General features: G+C 75.2%; 14 protein-coding genes. 6 read left to right on the top strand and 8 right to left on the bottom strand.

The features are described 5' to 3' along the window. Positions 1-47 precede the first annotated feature (47 nt). The 3 genes from ABL310_RS22140 to ABL310_RS22130 form a co-directional block, all read right to left on the bottom strand. Positions 48-1,142, bottom strand: coding sequence for an AAA family ATPase (locus ABL310_RS22140; RefSeq protein WP_349369163.1), 1,095 nt, complete (start codon positions 1,140-1,142; stop codon positions 48-50). 1 nt (position 1,143) lies between these two features. Further along, positions 1,144-2,028 (bottom strand): DMT family transporter, encoded by an 885-nt coding sequence (locus tag ABL310_RS22135; protein WP_349369162.1) that lies wholly within the window; start codon positions 2,026-2,028, stop codon positions 1,144-1,146. Between the two features lie 95 nt (positions 2,029-2,123). After that, a complete protein-coding gene (locus tag ABL310_RS22130) occupies positions 2,124-2,933 on the bottom strand; it encodes an SDR family oxidoreductase (RefSeq protein WP_349369161.1) in 810 nt (269 codons plus the stop codon). 300 nt (positions 2,934-3,233) lie between these two features. On the opposite strand from ABL310_RS22130, the gene ABL310_RS22125 reads away from it, so the two are divergent. The 6 genes from ABL310_RS22125 to ABL310_RS22100 are packed head-to-tail and all read left to right on the top strand — an operon-like array spanning position 3,234 to position 13,716. After that, positions 3,234-4,262, top strand: a complete 1,029-nt coding sequence (locus tag ABL310_RS22125; RefSeq protein WP_349369160.1) for a DUF1702 family protein — start codon at positions 3,234-3,236, stop codon at positions 4,260-4,262. Next, positions 4,259-6,193, top strand: coding sequence for a CRTAC1 family protein (locus tag ABL310_RS22120; protein ID WP_349369159.1), 1,935 nt, complete (start codon positions 4,259-4,261; stop codon positions 6,191-6,193). Before ABL310_RS22125 ends, ABL310_RS22120 begins: the two co-directional genes overlap by 4 nt. Before the next feature lie 10 nt (positions 6,194-6,203). Next, entirely contained in the window at positions 6,204-7,160 is a 957-nt protein-coding gene (locus tag ABL310_RS22115; RefSeq protein WP_349369158.1) for an enediyne biosynthesis protein UnbU, read from the top strand. Further along, positions 7,157-12,886 (top strand): SDR family NAD(P)-dependent oxidoreductase, encoded by a 5,730-nt coding sequence (locus tag ABL310_RS22110; protein ID WP_349369157.1) that lies wholly within the window; start codon positions 7,157-7,159, stop codon positions 12,884-12,886. Before ABL310_RS22115 ends, ABL310_RS22110 begins: the two co-directional genes overlap by 4 nt. Further along, a complete protein-coding gene (locus ABL310_RS22105; RefSeq protein WP_349369156.1) occupies positions 12,864-13,337 on the top strand; it encodes an acyl-CoA thioesterase in 474 nt (157 codons plus the stop codon). Before ABL310_RS22110 ends, ABL310_RS22105 begins: the two co-directional genes overlap by 23 nt. 19 nt (positions 13,338-13,356) lie before the next feature. Continuing rightward, positions 13,357-13,716, top strand: a complete 360-nt coding sequence (locus ABL310_RS22100; protein ID WP_349369155.1) for a hypothetical protein — start codon at positions 13,357-13,359, stop codon at positions 13,714-13,716. Between the two features lie 15 nt (positions 13,717-13,731). On the opposite strand, the gene ABL310_RS22095 is transcribed toward ABL310_RS22100, so the two are convergent. From ABL310_RS22095 to ABL310_RS22075, 5 genes are all read right to left on the bottom strand, one after another. Then, entirely contained in the window at positions 13,732-14,652 is a 921-nt protein-coding gene (locus ABL310_RS22095) for a TIGR01459 family HAD-type hydrolase (RefSeq protein WP_349369154.1), read from the bottom strand. 83 nt (positions 14,653-14,735) lie between these two features. Next, on the bottom strand, positions 14,736-15,626 hold the full coding sequence (locus ABL310_RS22090) for an ABC transporter substrate-binding protein (RefSeq protein WP_349369153.1): 891 nt from the start codon (positions 15,624-15,626) through the stop codon (positions 14,736-14,738). A 10-nt stretch (positions 15,627-15,636) separates the two neighbouring features. Continuing rightward, a complete protein-coding gene (locus ABL310_RS22085; RefSeq protein ID WP_349369152.1) occupies positions 15,637-17,667 on the bottom strand; it encodes a class I tRNA ligase family protein in 2,031 nt (676 codons plus the stop codon). Between the two features lie 87 nt (positions 17,668-17,754). Then, positions 17,755-18,834: an FAD-dependent oxidoreductase gene (locus ABL310_RS22080; protein WP_349369151.1), complete on the bottom strand. Its 1,080-nt coding sequence runs from the start codon at positions 18,832-18,834 to the stop codon at positions 17,755-17,757. Continuing rightward, positions 18,821-20,140, bottom strand: coding sequence for a SidA/IucD/PvdA family monooxygenase (locus ABL310_RS22075; RefSeq protein WP_349369150.1), 1,320 nt, complete (start codon positions 20,138-20,140; stop codon positions 18,821-18,823). The genes ABL310_RS22080 and ABL310_RS22075 overlap by 14 nt, the downstream gene beginning before the upstream one ends. Positions 20,141-20,162 lie beyond the last annotated feature (22 nt).

Here is a 20,162-nt window from a genome sequence, read left to right as displayed (position 1 = left end):
GTGAATCGGCCGGCCCGTTCGCGCGAGGGGAGACCTTCGTCACCCCCTCACCGCACCACCACCACCCGCTCCGCCGCCCGCGTCAGCCCGGTATAGAGCCAGCGCCCGCGGTGCTCCCGGAAGGCGAAGCTCTCGTCGAACAGCACAACGTCGTCCCATTGCGAGCCCTGCGCCTTGTGGACGGTGAGCGCGTAGCCGTAGGTGAACTCGTCCGATTCGCGCCGGGCGGCGTAGGGCAGCGCGTCCTCCGTGCCCTCGAAGAAGGCGCTCGGCACCTCGACCTTCACCGTGTGGCGCGGGTTCTCCTCGGGCGAGACGCGCATGACGACGAGGTCGCGATTGGGCCAGTGCTTCGCCTCCTGCACGCTCCACAGGCCGCCGTTGAGGAGGCCCTTGGACTTGTCGTTGCGCAGGCAGACCAGCTTCTCGTCGGCGGCGGGATAGGGGTCGCGAAAGCCCTTCAATTCGCGGATGCGGCCGTTGTAGAGCCGGCGGGTCTTGTTCATGCCGACCAGCACCTGGTCGGCGCCCATCACGGTCTGCGGGTCGATCTCGCCGCGGCGGATGACCCGGCTCTCGCCGAAGCTCCCGTAGTCGAGCCGCCCGCCGTCGCGGATCAGCATGGAGAGGTGCACGATCGGGTTGTCGGCCGCCTGCCGGTGGACCTCGGTGAGCATCATTTCGGGCTCGGCCTCGGTGAAGAAGCCCCCGCCCTTCACCGGCGGCAGCTGCGCGGGGTCGCCGAGCACCAGCACCTTCTTGCCGAAGGAGAGCAGGTCGCGGCCGAGCTCCTCGTCCACCATCGAGCACTCGTCGATGACGATCAGGTCCGCCTTCGCCGCCGGCCCCGACTTGTTGAGCGTGAAGAGCGGGCCCGCCTCCTCGTCGCCCTCCCGCGAGCGGTAGATCATGGCGTGGATCGTGGAGGCGTCCGCGCAGCCCTTGGAGCGCATCACCGAGGCGGCCTTTCCGGTGAAGGCGCCGAAGGCGACGTCCCCGTCGACGTGCTCCGCCACGTGGCGGGCGAGGGTGGTCTTGCCCGTGCCGGCGAAGCCGAACAGCCGGAAGACCTGCGGCTCCCCCTCCTTCAGCCAGGCGTCGACCGCCCTCAAGGCCGCGTCCTGCTGTGCCGACCAGGACATGTCACGCCTCCCGCGTGGACGGCGCGCGGGCCGTCTCCGCGCGCAGGTTGACCAAAATGCCGCCGACGATGATCGCCGCGCCGGCGAAGACGAACGGGTCGAGCGGCTCGGCATAGAGCATCAGCCCCACCACCGCGATGAGGGGAATGCGCAGGAAGTCGAGGGGCACGACCATGATGGCGTCGCCGTTGCGATAGGCGTTGGTGAGGCACCAATGCGCCGTGAAGCCGGCGATGGCCAGCGCGACGAGCGGCAGGACGGGCGCCTCCGCGAGCCGGGCGAGGTAGCCAGCCTTCGCGCCGGCGAGGTTGAGCGGCAGCTGCATGGCGTTCATCGAGACCAGGATCGCGTAGGTGCTCTCCGTGCGGGTGAGGCTCTTCGTGGCGATGGCGGTGAGCGCGAAGCAGAAGGCGGCGAAGAGCACGACGAGGGCCGGCCAGCCGATCTCGCCCATGCCAGGACGCACGATCACCAGAACGCCGAGAAAGCCGAGCCCGATGGCGAGCGCCCGCGTGCGGGTGAGCCGCTCGCCGAGCAGCAGCACGGCGAAGAGCGCGGTGAGCGCCGGCGCGGTGAACTCGATGGCGAAGACGACGGCGAGCGGCAGCAGCGTCACGCCCACGGTCCAGGAATATTGCCCGGCGAAGTGGACGAGGTTGCGCTGGACGTGGCGCCCCAGGCGCCGCGGCAGGATCTGCCCGCGCAGCCGCGGCAGGAACAGGGCCGCGGCGAGCAGCCCCGCGAGGCCGGCCGCGTTGCGGAAGGCGAGCATCTCGAAGACGGAGAGCGCGCCCGAGAGCTCGCGCACGGCGACGGCGATCGCCGAGAACGAAAGGAGCGCTCCGGCCATCCAGAGCACCACGGCCGTGACGTTGCGCTGCGTCATGCGGGCGAAACCGAACGTATCGAGAACGCCGTCTTAGCGCGGATCGTCGGCGAGGGATAGGGGGAAAGTGCGGGAGGGGGGTGAGAGGCCCGCCCTCACCCCTCCCCAGCCGGGGACGGCGCGGCGCCGCCGGCGAGGATGCCGCCGTCGAGCACCAGCTCCGCGCCGGTCATGTAGGGCGCCTCGTCGGAGGCGAGCATCACGGCGAGCGCCGCGACCTCCTCGGGGCGGCCGAAGCGCTTCATCGGGCAGTCGGCGATGGCGGCGGCCTCGCGGGCGGCGCGCTCCGGGCCGGAGCCGAGGACGGCCTCCCACATCGGCGTCATGATCGCCGCGGGGCAGATGGCGTTGGCCCGGATCGCGAGGCCCTGCTCGGCGCAATAGAGCGCGACCGTCCGGGTGTGGTTGCGGATCGCCGCCTTGGAGGAGGCGTAGGCCGCAGCCCCCGGAATGCCGACCATCCCCGAGCGCGAGGCGATGTTGACGATGGAGCCCCGTCCCGCCGGGCGCATGACGCGGATCGCGTGCTTGCAGCCCAGGAACACGCCGTCGAGATTGGTCGCGTGCACCGCCCGCCAGTCCGCGAGGGAGGCGTGCTCCGGGTCGTGCGGGACCATGCCGGCTTCGAAGCCGGTGATGCCGGCATTGTTGACGACGACGTCGATCCTGCCGCGGGCGGCGACGAGGCCGTCCGTCGCCGCGATCCAGTCCGCCTCCTCGCGCACGTCGAGCCTGGTGTGCGCGGCGCAGGGCCCGAGCGTGGCCGCGAGCTCCCGGGCGCCCTCCTCGTCGATGTCGGTGACCAGCACGAAGGCGCCCTGCGTCGCGAAGGCCCGGGCGATCGCCGCCCCGATCCCGCGGGCGGCGCCGGTGACCAGAGCGACCTTGGCGGAGAGGCGGTGCATGGGCGGGCTCCTTCGATGGGGCGGGCGGGCGCGCGGCGATGCGGTGGGGGGCTCTTACGCGGTTCGAGGCGCGGGGTCGAGCGCGAAGCCTTGCCGTCCGAGGGACGCTGGCATGCGCGGGGGGAGGGGCCGCCTCGGCGCCGCCCGTCGCCGCGAGGGCGCCGTGATCGCGTGGTGAGGCCGCCGAGGCCGCCCCGGGAGAACCACGCCACCGCGCGGCGAGGATCGGTGCAGGACGGGGCGCTAGCATCCTTGGGTCGCAGGAGCCGGGCAGGGTCCAGCGAGCACCGGGAGGGACCGATGCAGGAGCGCGCGGCCGAGGTCGATCTCGTCTTCGCGAAGGACAGGGGCGCATCGCCGCACGAGGCCGGGCGGCCGCCGCGGCCGACGGGGCTGCGCCGTCTCGCCGCGCTCGACCCGCGCGAGGCGGAGTTCGCCCGGCGCGGCTTCCCCCCGTGCGAGCCCTCCGCGCAGGGCCGCCTCGAGGCGATCGGGCGGGCGTTCATCGCGGGCTACGGGCGCGCGCTCGCCGACGCCAACCCGCCGGCGCTCCTGCGCTTCGCCGAGGAGGACGGCGCGCGTCGCGGCTTCGTGATGGAGGGCGCGGCCATGGGCGCGGCGATCGCCGACGCGCTCTCGTGGCGCGGGGCGCGGCTCGGCGGCCTGCTGGCGCAGGCGGGCCCGCGCTACGGCTACCTCCTGCATGTCGGCGCGGGCTGGGCGATGGCGCGGCTGCCCTGGCGACGCGGCGTCATCCGCCGGGCGCTCGACCCGGTGCATCATTGGCTCGCGGACGACGGCATGGGCTTTCACGATCTCTATTTCCATCACGGTCGCGTTCTCGCCGGCTGGCGGCGCGTGCGCGGGGCGGGCTACGCGCCGCGGGCCTATGCGCAGGGCCTCGGGCGCGCGCTCTGGTTCCTCGGGGGCGCCGACCCGCAGGCGGTGCGCCGGCTCGTCGCCGCGATGCCGCAGCACGAGCGCGCGGACCTGTGGTCCGGCGTCGGGCTCGCCTGCGCCTATGCCGGCGGCGCCGATCCGCAGGCCCTCGCCGCGCTCGCGGCGACGCTTCCCGCGGACGCGCGGGCGGGCTTTCGGCAGGGCTGCGCCTTCGCCGCCGAGGCGCATGCCTGCGCCGGCCCCGCGCCCGCCCATGCCGCCGCCGTGATCCGCGCCCTTCTCGGGGCCGAGCCCGCTGCCGTCGCCGCCCTCGTGCGTGCCGAGCGCGCACGGCTCGACGCGAGCGCGGCCGGGCCGACGCCCCCCTACGAGCGCTGGCGGCGAGCCGTTCAGCGCCGCCTCGACGGACTTCCCGGAGACGGCCGATGAGCCTCCTGATCCAAGCCCACGCCGCGAAGCTCGCCACCGCCGGCGTCGCGGCCGTCCTCTACGGCTTCGCCACGCCCTCGAACTGGACGCCGGAGGAGCGCGCGGCGGCGCGGGGCGGGCTCGTCCTGGAGGCGCACGCCCTCGCGCCGGCCGACAACGGCCGCCCCCTGCGCGGCATCCGCGAGGTCCACCCCGACATCGCCCATATCGACGCCTGGATCTCGTCGGTCGGCGCCGCGGTGGCGCTGGGCGACGTCGACGGGCTGGGGCGCCCCGCCGACCTGTGCCTCGTCGACCCGCGCAACGACAGCGTCTCGATCCTCCCCGCGCCGGAGACGGGCGAGCGCTACGCGCCCTTCGCGCTGGCGACCCCGACGGAGGGCTACGCGCCGCACACGATCGCCCCGATGGGCTGCCTCCTCGCCGACGTGAACGAGGACGGCCGCACCGACGCGCTCGTCTATTATTGGGGCCGCACGCCCGTCGCCTTCCTGCGCAACGGCGCGCCGCGGCCGGCGACGGCGGCCTTCGATCCGGTGGAGATCGTGCCGGAGCGCGAGATCTGGAACAGCAACGCCGCGCTCCTCGCCGACATCGACGGCGACGGCCATCCCGACCTCGTCGTCGGCAACTACTTCCGCGACGGCGACCGGGTGCTCGACCCCACGGCGACCGACGGATTCGCCATGCAGCACTCGATGTCGCGCGCGGCGAACGGAGGGCGCAACCGGCTTCTGCTCTGGAGCGGCGCGAGCGAGACCACCGTGCGTTACCGCGACGCCAGCGCCGCCTTCGACGGCGCCATGGCCCACGGCTGGACGCTGGCGCTCGGCGCCCGCGATCTCGACGGCGAGGCCGTCGAGGCCGGCCACGTCGACGCGGCCTACGCGCAGCTGCCCGAGCTCTATCTCGCGAACGATTTCGGCAACGACCTCCTCCTCCTCAACCGCTCGCGCCCGGGCGCGCCGCGTTTCGTGCGCGCCGACGGCCGCCGGGGGCCGGCGACGCCCGCCTCGCAGCGCCTGGGACGCGACTCGTTCAAGGGCATGGGCGTCGATTTCGGCGACGTCGTCGGCGACGGGCGCCCGGCCATCGCAGTGAGCAACATCTCCTCCGCCTACGCGCTGCTGGAGAGCCACTTCCTGTTCGTCGCCAGCGGCGAGGCGGCCGATTGGGCGCGCGGCGTCGCGCCCTACGTCGACGAGGCGACGGCGCGGGGCACCTGGACCTCGAGCTGGGCCTGGGACCTCAAGTTCGCCGACCTCCTCAACAGCGGGCGCCCGGCGCTCCTCCAGGCGATCGGCTTCGTCGCCGGCGAGCGCAACCGCTGGCCGGAGCTGCACGAGCTCGCCATGGGCAACGACGAGCTCCTGGCCCATCCCGCGAGCTGGCCGCGCTTCGGGCCCGGCGACGACCTTTCGGGACAGAGCCACGACCGGCTGTTCATGCCGGACGCCGAGGGTCGCTTCGTCGACGTGTGGCGCGACCTCGGCCTCGCCGAGCGCACCGTCTCCCGCGGCATCGCCACGGGCGACGTCTACGGCGACGGCCGGCTCGCGGTGGCCATCGCCCGGCAATGGTCGCCCTCGCTGTTCCTGCGCAACCTCACGCCCGATCCCGGCGCGGCCGTCGTCCTCGACCTGCGCCTGCCCGGCGCGGTGGCGGGCACGCGCCCGGCCATCGGCGCGGAGGCGCGGGTGACGCTCGCCGACGGGCGGATCGTCACCGGCTTCGTCGACGGCGGCTCCGGGCACGGCGGCAAGCGCGCGCCCGAGATTCATCTCGGGCTCGGGGCGGCGGGCGACGACGTCGCTCACGCCGTCGAGATCGCCTGGCGCGACGAGACCGGCGCCCATCGCCGCACCCTGTCCCTGACCCCCGGGCGGCACCGGATCGTGCTCGATCCCGCCGCTCCGTCGTCCGAGCCCTGAGGAGAGCGGCATGGCAACGGTCCTCACCCGCGACGTCGCGCACGCCCCCGCTCCGGTGCGGGCCGCGAAGCCGTCCGTGGCCCAGCGCTGGTATTCGGAGAAGCGGCTCACCGGACTCTCGCGCTTCGCCATCGCCATCACGGTGCTCAACGTGCTGGGGCATACCTGGCTCGGCTTCGAGCAGGCCTGGATCACCCCCTTCGTGGCTCTGGCCGCGACCTACGGGACGGATCTCCTCGGCGAGACGATCGAGGCGCGGATGCAGGGGCGGGCGGCGCGCTATCGCGGCTCCTTCGGCGCCCTCGTCACCTTCCTCCTGCCCGCGCACATCAGCGGGCTCGCCGTCGGCATGCTGCTCTACGCCGTCGACAATTTCGCCGCGATCGCCTTCGCCGGCGCGGTGGCGATGTCGTCGAAATACGTGTTCCGCGCCGTGGTCGGCACGAACGCGCAGGGGCGGCCGCAGACGCGCCACTACCTCAACCCCTCCAATTTCGGCATCACGGTCACGCTGCTGCTGTTCCCGACGGTGGGGATCGCGCCGCCCTACATGTTCGCCGAGAACACGTCCGGCATCCTCGACTGGCTGCTGCCCTGCCTCGTGATCGTGACGGGCTCGCTGCTCAACACCAAGGCCACGGGCCGCATTCCGCTGATCCTGGCCTGGCTCGGGGCCTTCGCGGCGCAAGCCGTGCTGCGCGGGCTCTGGCACGGCACGCCGATCGAGGCCGGGCTCGTGCCGATGACCGGCTTCGCCTTCGTCCTCTTCACCTTCTACATGATCACCGACCCCGCGACGACGCCGGCCGGCCGGCGCGGGCAGATCCTGTTCGCGGTGGCGGTCGCGGCGCTCTACGGGGTGATGATGGAGCTGCACGTCGTCTTCGGGCTGTTCTACGCGCTCACGCTCGTCACCGCCGCGCGGGGGCTCGCGCTCGCTCTCGAGCATCGGAGGCGCGCGCGATGAGCCCTCCCGCGCTCGCCGTCCTCGCGGCCGCGTGCCGCTTCCCGGATGCGCCGGACCCGCAGGCGCTGTGGCGCAACGTGCTCGACGGGCGCCGCTCGTTCCGGCCGCTGCCGCCGGAGCGGCTCGACCTCGACCTCTACGCGCCCGAGCGCGTCGGCGCGGCGGACTCGATCACCCGCGTCCAGGCCGGCCTGATCGAGGGCTGGGAGTTCGACCGGTCGCGCTTCCGCGTGCCGCGGGCCGCCTTCGAGGCGACCGACGCGACGCATTGGCTGGCGCTCGAGGTCGCTGCGGACGCCTTCGAGGCGGCCGACCGGGCCGCCGGCTTCGATCGGGGGCGCATCGGCGTGGTGGTGGCGAACACGCTCGCCGGCGAGTTCAGCCGGGCCGGCCTGCTGCGCCTGCGCGAGCCCTTTCTCGACGCGCTCCTCGCCCGCGCCGCGGAGGAGGAGGGGCTCGACCCGCAGGCGGCCGAGCGGCTGCGCGGGCGCATGCGCGCGGCCATCCGCGCGCGCTTCCCGACGCCGGACGAGGACCTGCTCTCGGGCGGGCTCGCCAATACGATCGCGGGGCGCATCGCCAACCATCTCGATCTGCACGGCGGAGCCTTCACCGTAGACGGGGCCTGCGCCTCCTCGCTGCTCGCGCTGTCGACGGCGGCGGACCTCGTCGCCGCCGGGCGGATCGACGCCGCCCTCGTCGGCGCGGTCGACCTGAGCCTCGACCCGTTCGAGCTCGTCGGCTTCTCCCGCAACGGCGCCCTCGCCGCCGACGTCATGCGGGTGTTCGACGCGCGCGCGAGCGGATTCTGGCCGGGCGAGGGCGCGGGCTTCGTGATGCTGTCGCGGCTCGGCGACGCGCGCGATCGCGGGCTTCCGCTGCGCGGCTCGATCCGCGGCTGGGGCGTCTCCACCGACGGCGCCGGCGGTCTCACCCGGCCGAGCCCCGACGGCCAGCTGCGCGCGCTGGAGCGCGCCCTCGCCGCCGCGGGGGTCGGCCCCGCGGCGCTCGGCTACGTGGAAGCCCACGGCACGGGCACGGCGGTGGGCGACCGGGTCGAGATCGAGGCGCTCTCGCGGTTGCGGGCCGGCTGCGCCGCGCCGCTGCCGATCGGCTCGATCAAGGCCAATATCGGCCATTGCAAGGCCGCGGCCGGCTTCGCCGGCCTGATCAAGACGCTGCTCGCGCTGGAGGAGGGCGTGATCCCGCCGCACGTGAGCGTGGAGGAGCCGCACCCCGCCTTCGCCGAGCTCGGCGACCGGGTCGCCCCGGCCAGGGCGCGGTCCTGGCCGGAGGAGCAGCCGCGCGTCGCGGGCGTCTCGAGCTTCGGCTTCGGCGGCGTCAACGCCCATGTCGTGCTCGCCGCGCCGCCTGCCCCGCGCCGCGGCGCGGCGCCGCTCGCGCCCGTGCCGCAGGCCGATCGCGAGCTGTTCCTCTTCGCGGCCGCCGACGCGCCGGCCCTCGCCGACGCCCTCTCGGCCTTCGCGCCGCGGGCGAGGCTCCTGTCGATGGCGGAGCTCGCGGACGCCGCGGCGGCGCTGGCCGAGCGGCTCGGCGCGGGGCCGTGGCGCGCCGCGGTCGTCGCCGGCGACGGCGAGACGCTCGCGTCCCGGCTGACCCTGGCCGCCGAGGCGGCGCGCGCGGGGACGGGCCTCTCGGCGCCCGAGCGCGGCGTTTGCGTCGGTCTCGCGGAGGCTCCGCCGCGCGTGGGCTTCCTGTTCAGCGGCCAGGCCGCGCCCGCGCGGGCCGACGGGGGCGCATGGGCCCGGCGCTTCCCCGATCTCGTCGATCTCCTCGCGCGGCTGCCGTCGGGAGCGGCGCGCGCCGAGGACACGGCGAGCGCGCAGCCGGCGATCGCCGCCGCCTCGCTCGCGGCGCTGCGGATCCTGGAGCGGGTCGGGATCGCGGGACGGCTCGCGATCGGTCACAGCCTGGGCGAGCTCGCCGCCCTGGTCTTCGCCGGAGCGCTTCCGGAGGGCGACCTCGTGCCCCTCGCCCGCGCCCGCGGCCGGGCCATGGCCGACCATGCGCCGGAGGGCGCCATGCTGCGGCTCTCCACCGGGCGCGCGGAGCTCGATGCGCTTCTCGCGGGGACGGGCGCCGTTCTCGCCTGCGCCAACGGTCGCGCCGAGCAGGTGGCGGCCGGCGCGCCGGAGGCGATCGCGTCGCTGGAGCGACGCGCGGCGGCCGCCGGCTTCGAGAGCCTGCGCCTGCCGGTGACGCGCGCGTTCCACAGCCCCGAGATGGCGGGCGCGCGCGGGCCGCTCGCCCGCGCCCTCGCGCAGGTCGGCTTCGCGCCGGCTCGGCGCCGGGTCGTCTCGCCGACCATCGCGGCCGCGATCGCGCCCGATGCGGATCTGCGCGCCCTGCTCGCGAGCCAGCTCGACCGGCCTGTGCGCTTCGTCGAGGCGCTCGACGTCGCCGCGGGGGAGGTCGACGTCCTCGTCGAGCTCGGCCCCGGTCGCGCGCTCGCCCGGCTCGCCGGCGCGCACGGAACGCGGGCGCTCGCCACCGACGCGTTCGGGCCCTCGCTGGCGCCGCTGCTGGGGACGCTCGCGCAGCTCTTCGTCCTGGGCGTGGCCCTGCGCCCGGCGGCGCTGTTTTCCGATCGCCGGCTGCGGCCCTTCGATCTCGACCACGCGCCGCGCTTCCTCGCGAGCCCCTGCCGGCTGGAGGCGCCGCCGGCGCGCGCGCCCGCGCCGCCGCCGGCAGCGGCGCCGCTGCCCGTCGCATCGGCTCCCACGCCCGCCGATCGCGGCGACGGCGGCGATCCGGGCGATGCCCTGAGCGCCGTGCGCCGCGCCGCCGCGGAGGCGACCGGCCTGCCGGCGCAGACGCTCGACCCGAGCTGGCGCTTCCTCGACGATCTGCACCTCAATTCGCTGGCCGTCGCGCGGCTCGTGGCGCAGTCCGCTCGGGAGGCCGGAACGCGGCCGCTCCGCGCGCCGACGGATTTCGCCAACGCCTCCCTCGCCGAGCTCGCCGCCGCGCTCTCCGAGATCGGCGCCCTCGACGCGGAGGAGGCGCCGGAGACGCGCGTCGCCGGCGTCCGGCCGTGGATCGCGCCCTACGCCATGCGCTGGGCCGATCGCGGCCCCGCCGCGGACGCCCCGCCCTCCCGGATGCGTCTTCTCGGCGCGCCCGTCGCGAATCCCGACGAGCCCGTCCGCCGCGGCCTCGTCGCCGACGCGCCCGAGGGCGAGACCGCGCTTCTCTGGCTGCCCGACGCGGCGCCCGCCGACGCCGCGCTCGTCGCCGCCGTGCAGGCGGCGCGGCGCGACCCGAGCATCGACGCGCTGACGATCTGCCATGCCGGCCTGCCGCTCGGCGCCTTCGCTCGCTCGATCGTCGCCGAGGGCGGCGGCGCATCGCTGCGCCTGGTCGACCGCGCGCGCGGCGCCCCCGACGCCGCCCTGCGTGCGGCGCTGGCGAGACCGTTCCGGGTGTTCGACGAGCTGCGCGTCACCGCCGACGGACGCCTCGAGACGCCGGTCTTCGCGCCCGCGACGCCGGCGCTCGCGCAGGTCGCGCCGCTCGGACCCGGCGACGTGATGCTCGTCACCGGCGGGGCCGGCGGGGTCGGGGCCGAGGCCGCGCTGCGCCTCGCCGAACGCAGCGGCGCACGCCTCGTCCTCGCCGGCCGCAGCCCGGCCGACGATCCGCGCGTGGCCGCGACCCTCGCCCGCGCGGTCGAACGCGGCGTCTGCGCGCGCTACGCCCGAGCCGACGTCGCCGACGCCCCGGCTCTGTCCGCCGCCCTCGCGGAGGCGACGCGCGGCTGGGGACCGGTGACCGCGCTCCTGCACGCCGCGGGCGTGAACACGCCGACGCGGTTCGCGGATCTCGCGCCGGAGACCGTCGCGGAGACGCTGCGCCCGAAGCGCGACGGTCTCGCCGGCGCCATGGCGGCCGCGGGCCCCTCCCTCTCGCGCGTCGTCGCCTTCGGCTCGATCATCGGCCGCATCGGCCTCGAGGGCGAGGCGCATTACGCGCTGGCGAACGCCGTCATGGCGCAGGCGGTGGAGAGCGCCGCGCCCGGCCTCGCCCAGGCGCTCACCCTCGAATGGAGCGTCTGGTCCGGTCCCGGCATGGGCGCGCAGCTCGGCACGATCGAGCGCCTCGCCCAGCGCGGCGTCGACGCGCTGTCGCTGGACGACGCCCTCGCGGCGATCGAGGACGCGCTGATCGACCGTCCCGCGACCGGGACGATCGCGGTGACGAGCCGCTTCGGGCCGCCGCCCCACCTCGATCTCGGCGCGGGCGCGCTGCCGCTGCAGCGCTTCCTCGATGCGCCGCGGGTGCATTTCCCAGGGGTCGAGCTCGTGGTCGACACCACGCTCGACATCGCGCGCGATCGGGCGCTCGACGACCACGTGGTCGAGGGCGTCCGCATCCTGCCGGGCGTCCTCGCCCTCGAGGCGATGGCGCAGGCGGCCTGCGCGCTCGCGGGCGGCGGCGCGGTCGTCGCCGTCGAGGACCTGCGCTTCGCGCGCGCCGTCGCGGTGGAGCCGCGGGCCGGCGCGGGCCTGCGGATCGCCGCCCTGCGCGAGCCGGACGGGCGCGTCGCGGTCGTCGTGCGCGCCGAGGACGACGGCTACGCCTCGGATCGCATGTCCGCTCGGCTCACGCTCGCGCCCGCGCTGCGGGACGCCGACGCTCCGCGGGTCGCCCCGGCCGGCCCGCCGGCGATCGCCGCGGACGGGCTCTACGGTCCGCTCTTCTTCCACGGCCCGCTCTTCCAGCGCATAGCCGGCTATGCGCATGTCGCGCCGGACGCGGCGGATTTCGCGCTGCGCGAGGCCGGCGACACGCGCTGGTTCGGCGCCTACGAGAGCGAGGATCTCGTCCTCGGCGATCCGGGCGCGCGCGACGCGGCGCTGCACGGCGTGCAGGCGACGCTCCTGCATCACAGGCTCATCCCCGTCGGCGTCGCGCGCATCGAGCGCTTCGCGGGCGGCGCGCCGATCCGCGTCCTCGCCCGCCGCCGCGCGGCGGCGCCGCCGCTGCACACGTTCGACGTGACGCTGCTCGACGAGACCGGCGCCTGCGTCGAACGGTGGAGCGGGCTCGTCCTGCGCGCCGTCGCCGATCTCGACCCGGCGGCGATCCTCTCGTGCGCGCCCGGTCTCGCCCCGGTGCACCTGGCGCAGGCGATCGCGCACGTCGCGCCCGGCGCCGGCGCGCGGGTCGCGCTCGGGCTCGGAACGGCCTGCGACCGCGCGGCGCGCCGGGCCGGCGTTCTCGCCGATCTCGGTCTCGCGGGCGCGGTGTCCCGGCGCGCCGACGGCCGGCCCATCCTCCACCCCGGCGACGGCCGCTGCCTCACGCTCGCCCACCTGACCCGCGCGACGCTCGCGATCGTCGCGGACGCGCCCGTCGGGTGCGATCTCGTGGCCCTCGCCGAGCTCGCCTGCGGAAGCGCGCCGCTGCATCCGAGCCTCGTCGGCGCGGAGGCGGCCGACCCCGCGAGCGCGGCGCGCCGCTTCGCCGTTCACGAGGCGTTGCGCAAGCTCGGCCGGCCCGATCGCGGACCGGTCTCGACGCAGGCTACCCCGCTCGCCGGGGTGCGGACCGCGGATGCCGGCGGCCTGCGGATCGCCCTCGTCGATCTCGCGCTGCCCTCCGGCCCCGCGATCGCCGCCATCGCCTTCGCCGAGACCCCGACCGTCGCTCCGCGCCCGCGCGCGCCAGAGGAGATCAGCGATGCCGCTCACGCTCGAGCATGACCGCCCGGCGGCCGCGACCGCCGCCGAGGCGCCGCGCGAATACGTCTACGCCCACGACGTCTGCTTCCGCGAGACGAACGTCGTCGGCAACGTCTATTTCGCCAACTTCCTGGAGTGGCAGGGGCGCTGCCGCGAGATGTTCCTGCGCGACCACGCGCCGGACCTGCTGCGCAGGATCGAGGACGGCCTGCGGCTCGTCACGCTCTCGGTCGGCGCCGAGTTCTTCGAGGAGCTGCACGCCTTCGACAGGGTGGAGGTGCGCATGTCGCTGGCCCACCGCCGCGGCAACCGGGTCGCCGTGCGGTTCGGCTATTGGCGCGTCGGAGACGGGGCGCCGCGGCTCGTCGCGCGCGGCACGCAGGAGATCGGCATCATGCAGGCCGGGACCGGCGGCCTCACGCCGGTGCCCGTGCCCGACAGCCTCGCCGACGCCCTCGAGCTCTATTCCTGACGCGGACGGCTTCTGCGCGATGGCCACCCTCACGACGACCCACATCGCCGCCGCCGCCATCGCCGGCCTCGCCATCGTGCTCGCGCTCTACAGCGCCATCGGCTGGCGCAGCGTCGCGGGCTGCATGCGCCACTGGTTCGAGCGGCGCTACTGGACCGACTACAACGTCGTCGAGTTCGCCGCCTGGATGAGCAAGGCGGCGATCATCGTGCCGGGGCTGATCTTCGGCAAGGAGATCTGGCAGCTCCATTTCCTGACGCTCGCCACCTCCTGCCTGCTGATCTGGGCCTCGATGCGCAAGCTGCTGCCGACCCTGCTCGCCTTCAACACGCTCTGGATCGGGATCTCCTCCATCGTCATCGCCCGCAACGTCCTGTGAGCGAGCGCCCGCGGCTCACGTCGTCTCGCAGAGCACGTCCGGGCGGATGCCGGAGCGGGCGACGAAGTCCTCCGCGTCCCGGCCGGCGAAGAGGCCGTGGGCGAGGACGAGGATCGTGCCGAAGCCCGCCGCGCGCCCGCCGAGCACGTCGGTGTGGAGCGTGTCGCCGACCATGGCGATGCGCGCCGGCGCGACGTCCGGGCAGCGCGCCACGATCACGTCGTAGGCGTCCTGGAAGGGCTTGCCGTAGAAGGCCGGCGCGACGCCGGCGCGGTCGGCGAGGTCGTGCGCCCACCAGCCGGGCTCGAGGGTGAGCCCGGTCTCGCGCGGCGCGACGAGATCGGGATTGGCGACGACCACCGGCCGCGGGCGCGCCTGCAGGGCGGCGACGAGCCGCTCCTGGTCGGCCGCGCGCCAGCTCGCGCTCGACAGGAGCAGGAACCCGTCGGCCGTCTCGAGCAGAGCCGGGTCCGCTTCGAGATCCGCGACCCGCGCGCCGAGATCCTCGAAGCCGGCCTCAGGCCCCGCGGCGGCGGCCCAGAGGAAGGCCTCCGGCGCGGCCTGCAGCGCGGCGGCGGCGACGTCGCGCGAGGAGACCACCTCCTCGGCGGTGAAGTCGAAGCCGAGCTTGCCGTATTTCTCCAGCGCGTGGATGCGCCGATGCGTCGCCCCGTTGGTGAGGACGAAGAGGCGCTTGCCCCGCGCGCGCAGCTCTGCGATGCGCGCGACGGCGCCCGCGATCGGGCGCTCGCCGACATTGAGCACGCCGAAGGCGTCGAGCACGAAGACGTCGTAATCCTCCGCGACCTCGCTCAGCGTGGCCGCGCGACGGCTCGTCGCGGGAAAGCGCGCCTGCGGGAGCCGGTGGCGGATCGCCTCGTAGCGGGCGAAGGCCGTCTCGACGTCGATGGTGGGCAGGGGACCGATCTGGCTCATGGGGACGCGAACTCGCCGTCGCTCGTGACGATCCGCCTTCCTACAGCCATCGCGCCGGCGCGGTCGAGATCCGTCCTCGGCTGTCAGGTGCGCGCCGGCGCCGTCTCGACCAGCGCGAAGCGCGCATCGCGCCGCTCGCCCTCCGCGAAGAGCGGGTCCGCCGCCAGCGCCGGCCCGAGACCGGTGGGCGCGGCCGCATGCCGCACGACGAGGCCGATCGCCTCGCGCACGGCCTCCGCGAAGCTCGGACGCGGCGCCGCCACCGAAACCGTGATCCCCGGCGGCAGCTCGTCCGCGAAGGCCGGCAGGCTGCAATCGTCGCAGGCGAGGAGCCGGCGACCGCCGAGAGCGCCCGCCTCGCTCCAGCGCGCGAGCGCCGCGAGGATCGCGGGATGCGTGCCCAGGAGCGCGATCGCCTCCGCCTCCGGCGTCGCGGCGAGGTCCGGCTCCGCGAGGGAGACGATGGTCGTCCGCGTCTCGGCGAGCGCCGGATGGGCGACGAGCGCGGCGACGAGCCGGGCGGCGTAGGGCGTCGCGTCCGTCGCGAGGGCGACGGCGCCGACCGCCGCGAGGGCCTCTGCCAGCGCAGTCACCTGATCGGCGTCGGTCGGGCACAGCCGCAGCGCCCCGATCTCGCGGGCGAGGCCGTCGCGGGTGGACGCGGGCAGAAGCAGCGGCACGCCGGCCTCGCGATAGAGCGGGCCCGCCTCGGCGGCGGCATCGCTGTTGAAATGCCCGACGACCGCGTCGACCCCCGCCGCGAGGAGCCGGCGCGCCGCCTCGCGCGCGGGCGCCGGCATGGCCGCGTCGTCGGCGGCGACGAGCTCGGGCTCGGGCGCGGCGGGATGCGCCGCGCGGGCCGCCTCCGCGCCGAGGCGCGCCGCCTCGAGCAGAAGCTCGCCGTACTCGGCCCGCGGCCCGGTCAGCGGGCCGACGACCCCGATCCGCACCACGGGCCGGCGGGGGCTCGTCATGCGCGCGTCCTCAGGCTGCGGCCGCCGCGCGCCGCGCGGCGAGACCGGCGGCGACGCGCGGCGCCGCGATGGCGCCGGGCAGGGCGATTCGCGCCGGGTCGACGGCGCGCCCGGACGGAAGGAAACGCAGCGCCGCGGCCGGATCGTTCTCGACGCCGAGGGCGGCGCGGATGCGCCCCGCGAGATCGGGCATGATCGGATCGGCGAGGATGGCGAAGGCGGCGAGGCCGAGGCAGCCCGCCGCCGCGGCCGTTCGGGCGTAGTTGGCCTGCGCGCCGCCCAGGCCGAGGGCGGCCTGCGCCTCGCAGAAGCGGCGGCTGTCGGCCACGAACGTCGCGATCGCGTCCGCCGCCTCGCGCGCGTCGTAGCTTTGCGGCGAAAGGGCGCGCTCGCAGGTGGCGACGAAGCCCCGGATGCGGGCCAGGTAGGCCTCGTGGTCGCCGAGCCAGGCGCCGGGCTCGGGAACGACGCCCCCATGCGGCGCGAGGAGCCCGCCCAGCGCCGCGAACCATCCGGGCAGGACGTCCGCGAAGAGCGCGTTGGCGTCGGCGAGGAAGGCGTCGAGGCGGAAGTTCGCGCGCACGCCCTGCGGACGCGCCCGGCACAGGCCGTAGCGCACGGCGTCGGCGGGCGCCTCGGCGAGGAGGTCGCGCCCCCAGATCAGGTGGTTGCGGCTCGTGGAGAACTTCGAGCCGTCGAGGTCGAGGAGCTCGTTGACCACGTGCGTGCGCGGCGCGACGAGCCCCATGTCGAGCGCGGCGTAGACCGCCGGGAACAGCAGCGTGTGGTACCAGGTGTTGTCGAAGCCGTAGCAGTGGACGATCTCGCGGTCGCCGGAGAAGGCGCGCCTGGCCGCCTCCCAGAGGGCCGGCACGGTATCGGCCTGCGGATCGAGGGCGCGGGCGGCGCCGTAGAGATAGCCGGCCGCCATCTCGAACCAGACGTAGAGCACCTGATCCTCGAAGCCCGCGACCGGAGCCGGCAGGCCCCAGCCCGTGGGCTGGGTGATCGGGATGTCGGGCGCGCCGTCGTCGAGAACCGACTGCGCGCAGACATAGGCGCGCGCCGACATGCGCGTCTCCTTGACGGCGACGTCGAGGCGCGGCCCGAGCTTCGACATCAGGAAGAAGAGCCGCTGGGCCTCGCCGACCCGCGCCGGCGCGCCGGTCAGGGTGACGACCGGGTCGCGCAGCTCGGTGCAGGCGATCGGGCGCCCGCACGCCTCGCAGGCGTTGCCGTCGGCGCCCTCCCCGCAATGCGGGCAGCTGCCGCGGACATAGGCCTCGTGCACCACGCGCCCCGCGTCGTCGACGAGGACCGGGGCGCGGCGCGCCTCGACGAAGCCGTTGGCGGAGAGCCGCGCCACGAGGTCGGCGACGAAAGCCGCGTAGAGGCCGTCGCGGTCGGGCTCGATGAAGCCGTCGAGGGGGATGTCGGCGGCGGCGAGCGTGCCGCGAATCGCCTGCGCGAACCGGTCGGCGACGTCCGTCGGCGTCGAGCCCTCGCGCGAGGCCTTGAGCAGGACGTAGGTCTGGTTGTCGTCGCGCCCGGTGACGTGGAGCGCCGCGGCGCCGCGCTGGGCGAGCGCGCGCCGCAGCACGTCGGCGGCGAGATAGGGCCCGGAGAGATGCCCGAGATGAAGATCGCCGTTGGGGGTCGGCGGCGTCGAGAAGACGAGCGTGTCGCGCGGCGCGCCGGCCTTCGCGGCGGCGTCGTCGGCGGCGAGGTCGCCCATCCAGTAGATCGAGATCATCCGCAGCGGCTTGTCGGGGTCGGCGTTCTCGATCACGTGATTGACGAAGGGCGGGAACAGCACGCCCTGCCCGGCGGCGATGGGCCGGCGCTCGGTCCCGTCGGTGACGTGGCCCGCGCCCTCCAGCACGAGGAAGGCCTCGGCCTCCGCGTGATTGTGGATGCGCGAGACCGATCCGGGCGCGACCTCGCAGACCATGGCGCCCGCGGGGGCGCCCTTCGGCGCGAAGGGGCGGCACTTGAGGTCGTAGGCTTCGCCCGTGAAATCGAACAGGTCGAAGATCTGCATGTCTGGTCTCCGAGAGCTGGCCTGACGGCGCGCGGCCGGCCGCGCGTGGGTCGAGACGATCGAGAAGCGGGAAGCGGGGGATCGGGGTCAGGCGGCGTCGGCGGCGCGCTCCGCGACGAGCGCCGCGGCGGCTTCGCCGGCCCACGGCGCCATCTTGAAGCCTCCGCCGGAGAAGCCGGCGGCGACGACGATGCGCGACAGCGCGCCCGGCAGGCGGAACACCTCGCCGCGTCCGCGCGCGCTGTAGCAGTCGGCGTGGCGCAGGCCGCCGCGCGGGCGCGCGGCGTCCATCCAGCCGAAGCGGTCGCGGGCCGCCGCCATCGTCCGCCCGACGTGGTCGGCGTCCACGGGCTCTGCGGCGATCTCGCCGCGGCTCTCGGCCGTGGTCGGCGCGCCGACGTAGAGGCCTCCGCTCGCCGGATCGGGCTTGCCGTAGACGTCGAGCTCCTCGTCCGTGAAGGCGGGCGCGACGATCCGATGCGGCGGCTCGAACAGCGTCACTTGGATGGAACGGGAGAACAGGTCGTGGGCGACGCCGAGCGCGTCGAGCATGCCGGGCGTCGCGTAGCCGGCTGCGAGCACCACCTGGTCGGCGTGGATCGGGCCGAGCGTCGTCTCGAGCCGCACGCCGCCGGCGTCGGGCGCGAGCGCCCCGACGCGGACGCCCTCGAGCGACCGGCCGCCGGCGCGCACGAAGGCCTCCGCATAGGCGAGAGCGACGGCGCGGGGATCGGCGAAGCCGGCCCGCGGCTCGTGGATCGCCCCCTCGCCCGACAGGGCGAGCCCGGGATAGAGGGTCGCGAGCTGGCCGGCGCCGACGAATTCCGTTCCGTGCTCCGGCGCGAGGGCGCGCGCGGCGGCGAGCGCCGCCTCCCGGTCCTGCGGCTTCGGGAAGTAGAGGTAGCCCGTCTCGTGGAAGGGCACGCCCACGCCGATGGCGCGTGCGAGGTCGCGCAGGATCGGCAGGCCGTAGGCGGCGCGGGCGGCCTCCTCGGCGTCGAGGTGGAACACGCGCGCCACGCCTCCCGACCAGCCGCTCGCACCGGCGGCGACCCGATCGGCGTCGAGCAGCGCGACGGCGCGTCCCGCCCGGCGCAGGGCGAGCGCCGCGGCGGCGCCGATCACGCCGGCGCCGATCACCACCGTCTCGCGCTCAGGCGCTGGCATAGCGCGCCTCCTCCTGGAGCCCGGCCAGGTACGCCGCGAGGCTGTCGCGGATCTCCCCGGCTCGCGGCGCGAGGTTGGACAGCAGCGTCGCCGAGAGGCCGTGGCTCGCCTCGCAGTCGCCCTGGACGTAGATCGGGGCGAGGAGCGGCGCGCGGGTGCGCAGGCGGTAGTCGCGCTCGATGATCGGGGCGCCGGAGGCGTCGCGCTCGACGAGCGCGCTCAAGGCGGGCGAGAGCACCGCGTCGGGCGAGACGGGGTCGTAGCCGGTGGCGCAGACGAGGTAGTCGACCTCGAGCGCGCGGGTTCCGGGCCCGGCCGCCGCCGCGAGGCCGAGCCGCAGCCCGTCCGCGGTCTCCTCGACGTCGGTCAGGCGCGAGAGCGGCTCCAGCACGAGACGCTCGCGCCCCGCCACCCGATCGGCGTACCAGCGCTTGTAGAGCGCGGCGATCAGGTCCTGGTCGACGACGCTGTAATTGGTGTTGGCGTGCGTCGAGCGGACGTGCGACCGCAGCTCCGGCGACATGGCGTGATAGCTGTCGACCATGGTCGGATCGAACACCCGGTTGACGAAGGGCGTATCGTCGGAGGGCGTGAAACCGAGCCGGCTCATGATCGTGTGCACGCGTGCATCCGGGAAGCGCGCGAGCAGGTGCTCGACCGCCTCGGCCGCGCTCTGGCCGGCGCCGACCACGGCGAAGCGCGGGCTCGCCGACGGCGCGAGGGCGGTGGTCCGCGGAAGGAGATCGCTCGTATGCCAGACACGGGGCCCGGCCGCGAGCCCGAGCGGCAGGCGCGGCGCGAGACCCATCGCCAGCGACACGGCGCGGGTGAAATGCGTACGCTCCGTTCCGTCGGCCCCGCGCGCCGTCACGGCGAGCGTGGCGACCGCCGCGCCGCCCGGCGTCGCCAGATCCACGGAGAGGACTTTCTGGTTGTAGCGGACCACGGGACCGACGGCCTCCGAGCACCATTTGAAATAGTCGTGGAACTCGAGCCGGGTCGGAAAGAAGTCCTTGAGGTTCAGGAAGTCGGCCAGCCGGCCGCGGTCCTTGAGATAGCACAGGAAGCTGTGAGGGCTCTGCGGGTTGCGTTGCGTGACGAGATCCTTCAGGAAGGAGATCTGCATCGTGGCGCCGTCGAGCAGCATCCCTTTGTGCCACGAGAAGTCTCTCTTCGCTTCGAGGAAGAGTCTGGAATAGGCGCTGCGGCTCGAAGAAGCGTCTTCTTCCAGCGCCAGTGCCAGGGCGAGGTTCGCCGGGCCGAAGCCGACGCCGACGAGATCGAGCACAGTGGGAGCCGTCCGCACGTTTCGCGCCTCCGGAGTTGGG

This window comes from Salinarimonas sp. (assembly GCF_040111675.1).
Classification (GTDB): domain Bacteria; phylum Pseudomonadota; class Alphaproteobacteria; order Rhizobiales; family Beijerinckiaceae; genus Salinarimonas.
This window is presented reverse-complemented; position numbering and strand designations above follow the sequence as displayed.

Coding starts and splice junctions, on each gene's coding strand:
- ABL310_RS22140 (WP_349369163.1), bottom strand. CDS start 1,142: ATGTCCTGGTCGGCACAGCAGGACGCGGCCTTGAGGGCGGTCGACGCC.
- ABL310_RS22135 (WP_349369162.1), bottom strand. CDS start 2,028: ATGACGCAGCGCAACGTCACGGCCGTGGTGCTCTGGATGGCCGGAGCG.
- ABL310_RS22130 (WP_349369161.1), bottom strand. CDS start 2,933: ATGCACCGCCTCTCCGCCAAGGTCGCTCTGGTCACCGGCGCCGCCCGC.
- ABL310_RS22125 (WP_349369160.1), top strand. CDS start 3,234: ATGCAGGAGCGCGCGGCCGAGGTCGATCTCGTCTTCGCGAAGGACAGG.
- ABL310_RS22120 (WP_349369159.1), top strand. CDS start 4,259: ATGAGCCTCCTGATCCAAGCCCACGCCGCGAAGCTCGCCACCGCCGGC.
- ABL310_RS22115 (WP_349369158.1), top strand. CDS start 6,204: ATGGCAACGGTCCTCACCCGCGACGTCGCGCACGCCCCCGCTCCGGTG.
- ABL310_RS22110 (WP_349369157.1), top strand. CDS start 7,157: ATGAGCCCTCCCGCGCTCGCCGTCCTCGCGGCCGCGTGCCGCTTCCCG.
- ABL310_RS22105 (WP_349369156.1), top strand. CDS start 12,864: ATGCCGCTCACGCTCGAGCATGACCGCCCGGCGGCCGCGACCGCCGCC.
- ABL310_RS22100 (WP_349369155.1), top strand. CDS start 13,357: ATGGCCACCCTCACGACGACCCACATCGCCGCCGCCGCCATCGCCGGC.
- ABL310_RS22095 (WP_349369154.1), bottom strand. CDS start 14,652: ATGAGCCAGATCGGTCCCCTGCCCACCATCGACGTCGAGACGGCCTTC.
- ABL310_RS22090 (WP_349369153.1), bottom strand. CDS start 15,626: ATGACGAGCCCCCGCCGGCCCGTGGTGCGGATCGGGGTCGTCGGCCCG.
- ABL310_RS22085 (WP_349369152.1), bottom strand. CDS start 17,667: ATGCAGATCTTCGACCTGTTCGATTTCACGGGCGAAGCCTACGACCTC.
- ABL310_RS22080 (WP_349369151.1), bottom strand. CDS start 18,834: ATGCCAGCGCCTGAGCGCGAGACGGTGGTGATCGGCGCCGGCGTGATC.